The sequence below is a fragment of the Campylobacter concisus genome (assembly GCF_003048445.1).
Classification (GTDB): domain Bacteria; phylum Campylobacterota; class Campylobacteria; order Campylobacterales; family Campylobacteraceae; genus Campylobacter_A; species Campylobacter_A concisus_BF.
In genome coordinates, this window is sequence record NZ_PIQW01000012.1 from 68,565 (window position 1) to 79,572 (window position 11,008).

Below are 11,008 nucleotides of genomic sequence, written 5' to 3' on the forward strand. Positions count from 1 at the left end.
CTAGTTTTAATATAGACCAAAAGTTCCGTCTGTTCTTTTGTAGATGACGCGCATTTTGGCATCGACATCGTTAAATACGTAAAATTGTTTATCGCTTGATTTTAGTTTATCGAGTGCTTCTTCTACCTCAAGAGGTTTGTAAATTTCAAGCTCCATAGGCACGATCTCCTCGACACCTTCGATCTTTTCTTCGCCTATTCTAGAGCGAAATTCTTTATCATCAGCCTTGCCTTTTACTGTAAATTTCTTATCGTGCTCTCTTCTTAAAACTTTTGAAGCCTTTTCAATAGCAAGATCGATCGCCGCATAGAGATCTTTATCTTTTTGGCGGACGACTATCGTGTCTTTATGTGCCATATTTAGAGAAAATTCTGCATTAAAGCCCTTTTTACCTTGCTTTTCGTCTGCTCCTACTACGCATCTTGCTGAAATGATGTCAAGGTTGTACTTGCCAAGGGTGTCAAAAGCGTCTTGGATGTAGTTTTTGATGGGCTCTGTTAGCTCAAATTGTTTTCCTACAATGCTTATGTTCATCGCAATCTCCTTTATAGAAAGTAAGATGATTATAACACGACGAAACTAAAAGCAAATTAAAGTAAAATCTTTATAAAATTTTAAAGTTTCTGAAGAGTTCGTTTGTGAAAATTTATAGGATTTGAGGATTTTCCTGGTTTTGAGCTGACAAAGACATCAAGCATTATCGTGCCTTGATTTGTTCCTTTTACTATTACAGCATCTTTGTTTTTGCAAGCATTGCCCATATCGCCAAAGTATTTTACATATACTTTAAAAGTAAAGAGATCGCCAAATTCACCACTTATTGGATTATCTTCACTTGCATTTTCGCTTTGGTTCCCTAGGCAAGTGGTGCTAAAATCATTGCTTATGATAGCTAGCATGGCGTATTCTGTCGCTGCACGGGCTACCAGCTCACTTTGTTCTCTTAGATAAATTTCACTATTTTGCTTAACTGAAGTACTAGCGATCGAAAGAGCCAGCATACAAATAGAGCTTGCGATCACCACAAAAAATATCGCCGCAATGAGCGTAAATCCTCGCCTCATCAATAAACCGCCTTTGACTTGCAGATGGTTATATCTGAGTTTTTTGCCCTCACGCAAAGTTTTAGCACGATGACGCCATTTTTTTCAGTAAAGACAAACCTCGTAACGTTTTTGGCGAGGGTTGCTTTTTCGCCGTTTGGTTTATATTTTTCTCCCATCCATGGACGATAGTCGTAGTATAAATTTAGATCAAAGACGCCGTTTGCCGCATCTTTTGGATCAGCGCTTTGCTCTGGCACTATGGCATTTGCTGTGTAGGCTAGATGATACTGCTCTGAAATTTGCTTGCCACCAAAACCCGAAATTTCTAGCGTGTTGCCATCAGTGCTTTTTACGCCAACTTTTGCTATGTCTAACTTTGTAATATCACCCTTGTATCCAAAAGAATCTTGCACATTGTAATAAACATCAGAAAATATCGCTACAACGCCGCCATCTTTTTTTGTGAAATCAACACAAGTGGCATCTCTTGTCTCATCTCTGCAAGTTAGATCTTTTATAGTCTCGACCACTCCAGTAGTGAAATTACTTCCAGGACTTATCAGACCAGTTGCTGGTGAGCTCTTAGCAAGATCCGCATAGCCACTATATCTGCCTGCCTTTCCGCCCTGTTCTATGACATTGTCATTAGCATCAAAAGATATAACGTCATTAAAAATTTCATACGCATATGGGATAAATTCTAAAATTTCATACTTAGCATCTAAATTTACCCCACTATCATTTAGCGCCAAAAAAGCTCCATCAGTTTTTCTAGCGATCACGCTTGGCTTTATGCGGTGCTCTAGCCTCTTTGAAATTTGCTCCAGTGCGATCTCCGTTTGCGTCTCGAGCTCATTTACTGTCCTTGTTTGAAAGTAGTTTGAGTAGATGTTCATTATGGCGTTAAAGCTCATCATAGCGATGATACCAAGCACGACGATGACGACTACAAGCTCAAGAAGCGTAAAGGCTTTTTTCATTTCCACGCTTTCGTATTTAGCGAGCCGCCCTCACCTAGGTTAAAAGCATAAGCTCTTAGCACCGATGTCGTCTCTTGTTTTGTGTCATTTTTGTATGAAGTAGCAGTTACAATTATCTCTTTTACGTCACTGCTTTTTATTTTTAATGGTAATTTTGGCTTAAACCAGCCATTGCTCTCATTCACAATTACATTATAGTCTGAGCCAACTATATAGTCTCTATTTTGATTTGTTGTGTTTAAATTTTTATCCAATATTCTGCCATAGTAATCCACAGATCTCACTGCCGTATCACCTGCTAGATCTGGTGAATTTTCGTAGGCAAAAACTCTATGCCCATCGCCTGTTATTTTATTTATCTTATAAAATTCGTTTCTTTGATCACCTGGCTTTAAGATGATAGGAAAAAAGTAGGCCGTCTCAGCGCTACTGCCGCCAATGTTTGTCGAAACCTTGATGACCTTGTCGCTAAAAGGAGCTTTCAAGATAAGTCCCATGTAGGTCTTAGCATTCATCAAGCTCTCTTGTGTAACTGCCTTTTGATTTAGCTCAGATGTGGTCTTTAGTACAAGCGGTATCGACGTGCTGATGATCGCCACAACGACTATCGAGAGGATAAGCTCTATAAGAGAAAAGCCCCTTTTTACCAAGAAATTCTCCTATTTGTCTTATCGCTTAGATCGTTAAAGTTGTTTTCGCCGCCTATGACATTTCCTACGTCACCTTTGCCAGAGCCACTTTTTAGGGTCTTGCCAGCCCAGTCGCCATTTGGCACGAGAAATCTCACTGTAAAATCATTTGTCGCTGCATCTTTATCAAATTCATTATATATGAGCCAGTTTTTTGTATGCATCTTGGCTATATCTGTGACCGCTCTTGGGTTGCTTACAAATATATAGCTTATGCCATCAACCGGCGATGTTCGCTTGGTTGTATCCTCGACCGTTCTTGAGTTTTCGTTTGTATAAGTGTAGTTGTTTACTTCGCCATAAGCTGAGCTATGAAGAGGATTTACATACCATGAGTGCGTACCCGCAAACTCCTCCCAGCGAGCGCTTGATCCAGGCTTTTGCAACATAAATTTACTCTCGTCGCAGCCATTGCAATACACTCCGTAGTAAATTTTTGCCTTAAAGCCAGTATTTGGCCCCTCATAGTAAGGTGCGTATGTCCTAGCGTAGTAAAATTTCGCCGATGTTTTTGTGGTTGGCTTTTTGTAGTTGCCATTATTTTTTGTTTTATTTGTATCGACCAAACTCTCAAACGTGAAAGTATCACTTGTTACCTCGAAAGGATTTTTTGCTACATTTTTTTCGCGTTTGAAATTAAATTTTAAATTTACATCAGCGTAGCCACCTTTAAACGCTTCTTTTTTAACTTCAAAGAGCCCTTCGTGTAAAGAAGCTGGATGTACTTTTTCAACTTTACTAGCATCAAGATTGCCAAAAAACAAAATTTCACTATTTAGCTTGGCTAGTCCATCTGTATCATTTTTTAGTAAAGTGCCATTGTTGTCAGTATAGCCATCTATCATTTCTCCTACTTTTATCTTAAAGCGTGTATTGTTTGAGTAACAACCGTCTTTATATAAAAGTGCAGGATTATCATCAAAAAGTCGAGCTTTTACTTTAAAACTCAAGATAGGAGTAAAGCTTGCACTGCTTTCATTTGCGATGTAACTAATGCCTCTTGGCAAAATTTTAAACTCGCTTACTTCAAGATCATTTGGCTCAAAACCAAATTTTTTCTCACCAAATTCTATATCGCAACCGACCTTGCCATCGGTATTTTCATTATTATCACTCTTATCAAGTATGCAGTCACTATCTTGTGGTGGAGTTTTTTTATCTATACTTGTATAGCTTTTATCCACCACATAAAATTTAGCATTTCCGATATCAGAGAAAGAAAATCCCTCTTTATTTGTTTTTAAGTTAGTTATAACACCTACTGCTTTTGCTGGATTGTCAAAGGCTATCTTTAGTTTATTGTCTTCACTTAGTCTCTTTTTTGTATCTTCGGTGATTATGCATCCTGCCTTATCCACAGGCAATATTGATACATTGTTTTCTGTATAACGATTTACACCTGTTACAGAGCTACCTGCGATTAAGGTATTTGTATATCCATTTGCAAGAGTTGTCTTGTCCATATTATAAGCAGCTAAAGTTATGTCCTTATAGTCTTTACCTCCCACAAGTACGCTACTACCATTATATACACCACCACTGCCTGACTTATCATAGAGCTGAAACATAGCTGGTCTTACAGCAAATGCGTCAAAGACTTCACACTTTACCACATCTTGATTTTTTGGCTTGCTATGGTACTTTAGCTTGACATGAAGTTTTCTATAAGGTCTTGGAACGGTTACTTTTACTTCTTCAGTGTCTTTACTTGCAAAATGAAGTGTTACAGGATGCCCTAATACAGAATTTTCACTACTACAGTTCTCTACAAGTTTAAGATCTACATCAGTAGGTGAGTCAGGCGCTTTTGCCTTTCCGTCTATCTCACTATAGTTTGTGATGTATATACTAAAAGGTTTTTTCGCTATTTTTGTAAAAAGCCTGTTTTTATAATCTCCATTTGAATTATCATCTTTTTTGCTTCGTGGATAGAAGTCATTTTCTTCTTCCTCTACGATCTTTAGGTTAGGCGATGTTGGAGTACATTCACTTATCCTATCATCAAACTTCAAGCCTGCATCACTATTTTGAAATTTAGCCTCATATCTTGTTTTTTTGTACTCTTTTTCTATCTCACCTATATACTGAACTCTTGCATAGTTTTGACGACCATGCGTTAGCTCTCCACCTACTGCATGACTTGCGTTTTTTCCTATTTTATATTCTAAAGTATGGCTATCAATTCTGTTTAGATTTTCATTAGTATCACTAGTAAGCGTAGTCCAGTTTTCTGAATTTTGGCTCGTATCAGATATTATCACCTTACTAGTTCTTAAACTAGTAGAAGTGTCCTTGTAGCTCATAAATTCAGGTTTTAAATTTACTCTTAAGATAGAGCCATAAGCATCCTCACTACCTCCATTTTCAACTGTTACAGTAGTCCTTACCAAGGAGCCTTTTTTTACGATAGTTGCTTCGCCAGAACTATCTTTTAACTTTACAGGTATCCAGCTAGCGCCTTTATCTCTACTGACCTCAAGCTTTTCTGTGTAGCACACTTTAGGATTATAGAGCAAGGTAGAAAATGCAACCATACCTATGTTTTGTCTATCGCCATGAAAGTTATTGTCCTGATCACGCTCGCCAGTAACTTGAAACTGCACTTCTACTTCTGTTTGCCTAGGTTTCATTTTGTCAGAAATATCAAACAAATCAAGGTCCATCTGTCCATTATAAATTTTTCTATCATTCACAGGTTTATTAAACCTAGCAATAGAAGAGTTAAACTGATTACCTTTTGGATTTTGTAAATTTAACGGTGACCAGACACTTTCAAAAACACCACCATGCTTTACTGCTATATCATCACCGCTTACTTCTTTTCTACCTCCAAAACTAAAAAGAGCCAAAGTAGATTTTTTATCTCCACTTGGTGGTGTATAAAAACCATCAAATTTCAATTCTGCCGTACTAACTCCAACTCCGCCAGGATAGATATTTGCCATACCATCATAGATATTTACAGCTTTTGGCTCTACACCATTTCTTTCACCTTCTTCTTCAAGGTCATAGACGATAGCTAAGCTCCAGCCGCCAAACTGAGAAGGTATGTAAGATTTTTGCCACTCACCATCAGCATACAAAACTGAACCATATGATGTATTTAGATCTCTTTTTTCATTACTTATTTTAATACTATATTCTTTTTTATAGTTTTTAAAAACTGTTGAAACGATACCACCTACAGCAAATGTCCTACTTGCATCATCCTTACCAAAGCTAGCTTTTACTAAGTTAGTCACATCAGCACTTGCTTGATAGATAAAGTATGAGGCACCGCTTCTAAAGCCAACTGTTGAGTGCTTAGCGTTACCAAGACGATCTGTATAAAGCGGCTTGGTAAATTGATTAGAGTTAGTTGGAGTGCTGCAACCACCTCTATTTTCTGGATGATTTGGATCATAACAATACAAATAGAAAGTATCTTTTGGCACAGTAGTCTCAAAGTAAGGAGTAAAAGAGCCTTCCCACTTTATATCTTCAGGTTTTGCAGTCACAATGTTTATATTTCCATCAGGTGTTTTAAATTTAACCTTTGAGTATCCAAACATATTTTTATATATAACATCTAGCATGCCATGGTTAATATTCCACTCGTTATATACTGCCCCACCCCAGTAGAGTCTAGCATACTTAATATTTTCACCAACTGTGCTATTTTTTTCATAGTTGCTTTTACCATCAAAAGTAAAGGTGGCTCGAGATGAGTTTTTAAACAAATCTCTATCGATACTAGGTTCTTCATTAACATATTTTTTTTCTATTACTTGAGATGTTTGTGATAATTTATCTGAACCGCCTACATTTTTATGAGGTACAAAGTCATAACCATCAACTTTTGGTATAATGACACTTGCTCCAATAATATCAACATCACCAATAACTCTTCTAAAATGTTTTCTTAACGTAGTATTCTTATCATTATTATCATCCCTACTACCAACTAAATATGCTGGTATGCTTTCAGATGCAGTTGGATTATTAGTAAAAATTACATCAGTACTTCCACTAGAAACACAGTGCTTAATGCCATCATAATCAATTTTACAAGTATTTCCGGCACAGCTAACTTCTTCAGCATGAGTACACGCCCTAACAGTAGTTGGCATGTTAAATTCACCAGTATCACCAAAAATATAAATGAAAGATAAAAGAATAAAAAAAAGAATTTTCAAATTACAATCTCCTTAATGTAATTAGAGCTAAGAGCTCTAAACATCCTTGTTTGTTATTTTTGTATGAAATTTTCTATCATTTCAGCTTGTCCGTATTGTGGATATTTTGTAACGTCAAGCACTACTTGAGATAAAGTCATATTGTCCATATTGCAAACGATAGGAGCTACGAAATTCACGGTTGATTTCTCAAGCGGAAGCGCAACTACGATGATGTTGTAAATTCTAAGTTGTGAGCTCTCTTTAATGTCCATAAGCTCTTCATAGTAGCTTGGGATGTCAAATTCATAACTTCTTAACGCGAAAGGATTTATCATTGTAAAAGATGTTTCGTCATCTTTGCTCGCTAGCTTAACAAAAAATTTATCGAGCTCAATAAGTTCCATCGTCTTGATATGCTCGAAGCCTAAAATAGGGCTTTTAACACTAAAAATCATACTAACTCCTGTTTTGTAAAATTGCCTTATTTTAGCATAGTTTTAAAAAATTTATACAAAAATAATGCCAAAAAATGTAAAATAAGAGAATTTAAAATTTTTAAGGAAAAGCATGAAAAAATTTTCTAAATTTCTAGCAGTCGTAGCTCTTTTAGGGCTTTTTAGTGGTTGTGCTGAAAAATACACCGAACTTTACAATCTAACTCCAGATGAGTGGTACGCTCAGGTCATCGCTGACATCAAAGATGGCGATCTGGAGTCAGCTGATAAACACTACGTTTCAATGGCTAGCGAGCACGTAGCAAGCCCACTTTTGGAGCAAATTTTACTCATCCTTGCCCAAGCTCATGCAAATGACGAAGAGTATCTCATGGCAAATCACTATCTTGATGAGTACATCAAAAGATACGGCGACAACGGCCCAAAAACAGAATTTGCTCAGTATCTAAAAATAAAGGCAAATTTTGACTCATTTACCCAGCCAAACCGCAACCAAAAGCTAATGGAGGATAGCGTAACTGAGATCGAGAAATTTCTTTATATGTATCCAAATACCGAGTATAAGCCGCTTATCGAGACTATGCTTATCAAATTTAAACTTGCTCTTTACTTCTTAGACATGCAAATAGCAGATCTTTACAAGAGAACTGGCCGTGATGTTTCGGCTAAAATTTACGAGCAAAAGCTAGAAGAGTCGCCGTTTAAAAACTCAGACCTTATCAAACCTGACGTGGCATGGTATAGAAAACTGTTTGAATAGGAGAAATTTTGCAAATAAACGAAAACAAAAGCTTCCCAACTGAGATCCCTATCATCGTTGAGGACGAGCTATTTTTATATCCATTTATGATAACACCACTTTTTTTAAGCGACGAAGAAAATTTAAAAGCCCTTGAGCTAGCCATACAAGAGGAGACGCCGATCCTTGTCGTGCCTACAAAGCCACAGCAAGACGGCGCTAGAGACTTTGACGGCATATATGACGCAGGCGTGATCGGCACGATAATGCGCCGTGTGCCACTACCTGATGGACGCGTAAAAGTGCTATTTCAGGGCATCGATAAAGGTAAAATTTTAAAACAATCAGGCATAAATCCACTCCGTGGTATCGTCGATATGCTCCACGTCAAGCGCCCATCACAGGTCAAAACTGACGCTCTCATCGTGGTTTTAAGAGAAAAAGTAAGAGAGCTTTCGCAGTTTAGCCACTTTTTCCCACCTGATCTTTTAAAAACGATCGAAGAGAGCGCTGAGGCGATCAGAGTTTGCGACCTAGTTTCAAGCGCACTTCGCCTAAAAAAACAGATCGCTTATAGCTTTTTTGTCGAGGAAAATTTAGAGCAGCGCCTACTAAAGCTCATCGACTACGTCATCGAAGAGATCGAGGCAAACAAGCTTCAAAAAGAGATCAAAAATAAAGTCCATTCAAAGATCGACAAGACAAATAAAGAGTACTTTTTAAAAGAGCAGCTAAAGCAAATTCAAGCTGAGCTTGGAGCGGACACGAGCCGAGAAGAAGAGCTTGAAGAGTATAATAAAAAGCTTGATGCGAAGAAGAAATTTATGGCTGAGGATGCCTATAAAGAGATCAAAAAACAAATAGATAAGCTCTCTCGCATGCACCCAGACTCAGCAGATGCAAACACCTTGCAAAGCTACCTTGACTGGGTACTTGAAATTCCATTTGAAAATGTAGCTAAGAAAAAGTCATCTATCACCGAAGTGAGCAAGCACCTAAATGCCGATCACTACAGCTTAGAAAAGCCAAAAGAGCGCATAGAGGAGTATTTTGCATTGCGTGAGCTTTTGGAGCTTAGAGGAGTTGGCGAGAAGGTAAATAATGGCGCCATTTTATGCTTTGCAGGCCCTCCAGGCGTGGGCAAAACAAGCCTTGCAAACTCAATCGCAAAGGCGCTAAAGCGTGAGCTAGTTAGGATCGCACTTGGCGGACTTGAGGACGTAAACGAGCTAAGAGGTCACCGCCGCACCTACATAGGCGCTATGCCAGGCCGCATCGTGCAAGGGCTCATAGAAGCCAAGCAGATGAACCCAGTGGTTGTACTAGATGAGATCGACAAGGTTGGCAGAAGCTACAGAGGCGATCCGACCGCTGTTTTACTTGAAATTTTAGACCCAGAGCAAAATAATAAATTTAGAGACTACTATCTAAATTTCAACATTGATCTTAGCAAGATCATCTTCATCGCCACAGCAAATGACGTGAGCATGATACCAGCCGCACTTCGCGACAGGATGGAGTTTATCGAGCTTAGCTCATACACTCCACAAGAGAAATTTGAGATCGCTAAAAAATATCTCTTGCCACAAGAGCTTAAAAAGCACGGCCTAAAACCAAGCGATGTAAGCATCAGCAAAGAGGCACTTGAGCTAATCATCAGCGACTACACAAGAGAGAGTGGCGTGCGAAATTTACGCCGCAGGATCGCTGACATACTAAGAAAAGTGGCTAAAAATATCCTCACCAAAAAGAATGAGGGCAAGATCAGCGTCACGGCTAAAAATTTAAAAGAGTTTTTAGAGAAAAAGGTCTATGAGATCGAGCCAGCGGATAAAAAAGATCAGATCGGCTTGGTAAATGGCTTAGCCTGGACAAGTGTCGGAGGCGACGTGCTAAGGATCGAGGCTATCAGGATCCAAGGCAAAGGCAATATGCAGATCACCGGTCAGCTAGGTGACGTAATGAAAGAGAGCGCTCAGATCGCATTTAGCGTGGTAAAAGTGCTGATCGATAACAAAAAACTAAAAGTGCCAATGGCTATCGTGCCAAAACTAGATGACGACAAGCACAAGCTCGAAGCCAGCGATGTTTATAGACGCTACGACCTTCACTTGCACGTACCAGAGGGTGCAGTGCCAAAAGACGGCCCAAGCGCTGGCATCACGATGGCAACTGCGATCGCATCGATACTGACTGACACAAAGGTCAAACACGACATCGCAATGACTGGCGAGATCACGCTAACGGGTAGAGTGCTACCGATCGGAGGACTAAAAGAGAAGCTGATCGCCGCTCACAAAGCTGGCATCAAAACAGCTCTGATACCTCGTAAAAACTATGACCGCGACCTTGTCGATATACCAAATGAAGTAAAAGGCGACATGAAGATCATCGCCGTAGACACGATCGATGATGTGCTAAAAAACGCTCTTGTAGCTAAAAAATAATCCCTACTCTAGTCCCATTTTGTCTCACTTGGGACTAGAGGAATTTATAAATTTTGACGATCCTAAAATCCAAAAAACGCCACATGGCACATAGAAGTTAATTAATAGTTTAAACAATATAACACATGCAACACACTAAAAAACAAATTTTAAAATTTATTAGCGAGCGTATCTAAAATTTATCAGAGATTTTAAACCGCATGCAGTGCTTCAGCACCATTGCATGCACCTTGAACGTCGTAGGGGTTGGAGGATTTGTTAAGGGGGAAGGGAGCTCTTTTGCTTCGCAGGCTCGCAACTGCAAGCAGACCGTAATTCAAGCCTCTTCCCCCTTAACAATAAAATTTATAATTTGTTTTGTAGCCTTGTTTAAACAAATTTGATTTTGTTAAACCTCTAAAGAAAGAAGTTTAAAACCTCTTCTTCCTAACCTCTTCAACTATGGCTTTAGCCATCTCATCTACTTCTGATGTTACTTCGTTTGCTTGGTTTGCA

General features: G+C 38.7%; 8 protein-coding genes. 2 read left to right on the forward strand and 6 right to left on the reverse strand.

What is annotated here, in order from left to right:
- Positions 1 to 6: 6 nt before the first annotated feature.
- The 6 genes from hpf to fliW form a co-directional block, all read right to left on the reverse strand.
- Positions 7 to 534 (reverse strand): ribosome hibernation-promoting factor, HPF/YfiA family, encoded by a 528-nt coding sequence (hpf, locus tag CVT14_RS08400; protein WP_004317788.1) that lies wholly within the window; start codon positions 532 to 534, stop codon positions 7 to 9.
- Between the two features lie 80 nt (positions 535 to 614).
- Complete coding sequence (locus CVT14_RS08405; protein ID WP_107850109.1) at positions 615 to 1,064, reverse strand: type II secretion system protein; 450 nt, start codon at positions 1,062 to 1,064, stop codon at positions 615 to 617.
- Complete coding sequence (locus CVT14_RS08410) at positions 1,064 to 2,026, reverse strand: prepilin-type N-terminal cleavage/methylation domain-containing protein (RefSeq protein ID WP_107850110.1); 963 nt, start codon at positions 2,024 to 2,026, stop codon at positions 1,064 to 1,066. Before CVT14_RS08410 ends, CVT14_RS08405 begins: the two co-directional genes overlap by 1 nt.
- On the reverse strand, positions 2,023 to 2,676 hold the full coding sequence (locus CVT14_RS08415; RefSeq protein ID WP_103639167.1) for a prepilin-type N-terminal cleavage/methylation domain-containing protein: 654 nt from the start codon (positions 2,674 to 2,676) through the stop codon (positions 2,023 to 2,025). The genes CVT14_RS08410 and CVT14_RS08415 overlap by 4 nt, the downstream gene beginning before the upstream one ends.
- Positions 2,670 to 6,890, reverse strand: coding sequence for a hypothetical protein (locus CVT14_RS08420; protein WP_107850111.1), 4,221 nt, complete (start codon positions 6,888 to 6,890; stop codon positions 2,670 to 2,672). Before CVT14_RS08420 ends, CVT14_RS08415 begins: the two co-directional genes overlap by 7 nt.
- Before the next feature lie 53 nt (positions 6,891 to 6,943).
- Positions 6,944 to 7,327, reverse strand: a complete 384-nt coding sequence (gene fliW, locus CVT14_RS08425; protein ID WP_012140104.1) for a flagellar assembly protein FliW — start codon at positions 7,325 to 7,327, stop codon at positions 6,944 to 6,946.
- A gap of 112 nt (positions 7,328 to 7,439) precedes the next feature.
- Between fliW and CVT14_RS08430 the strand changes: the two genes are divergently transcribed.
- On the forward strand, positions 7,440 to 8,087 hold the full coding sequence (locus tag CVT14_RS08430) for an outer membrane protein assembly factor BamD (protein ID WP_021084369.1): 648 nt from the start codon (positions 7,440 to 7,442) through the stop codon (positions 8,085 to 8,087).
- An 8-nt stretch (positions 8,088 to 8,095) separates the two neighbouring features.
- Complete coding sequence (gene lon / locus CVT14_RS08435; protein ID WP_107850112.1) at positions 8,096 to 10,513, forward strand: endopeptidase La; 2,418 nt, start codon at positions 8,096 to 8,098, stop codon at positions 10,511 to 10,513.
- Positions 10,514 to 11,008: the final 495 nt, after the last annotated feature.

What these genes read in the sequence shown, in the direction of transcription:
- CVT14_RS08405 (WP_107850109.1), bottom strand. Translation starts at nt 1,064, where the DNA reads ATGAGGCGAGGATTTACGCTCATTGCGGCGATATTTTTTGTGGTGATC.
- CVT14_RS08410 (WP_107850110.1), bottom strand. Translation starts at nt 2,026, where the DNA reads ATGAAAAAAGCCTTTACGCTTCTTGAGCTTGTAGTCGTCATCGTCGTG.
- CVT14_RS08430 (WP_021084369.1), top strand. Translation starts at nt 7,440, where the DNA reads ATGAAAAAATTTTCTAAATTTCTAGCAGTCGTAGCTCTTTTAGGGCTT.
- fliW (WP_012140104.1), bottom strand. Translation starts at nt 7,327, where the DNA reads ATGATTTTTAGTGTTAAAAGCCCTATTTTAGGCTTCGAGCATATCAAG.
- hpf (WP_004317788.1), bottom strand. Translation starts at nt 534, where the DNA reads ATGAACATAAGCATTGTAGGAAAACAATTTGAGCTAACAGAGCCCATC.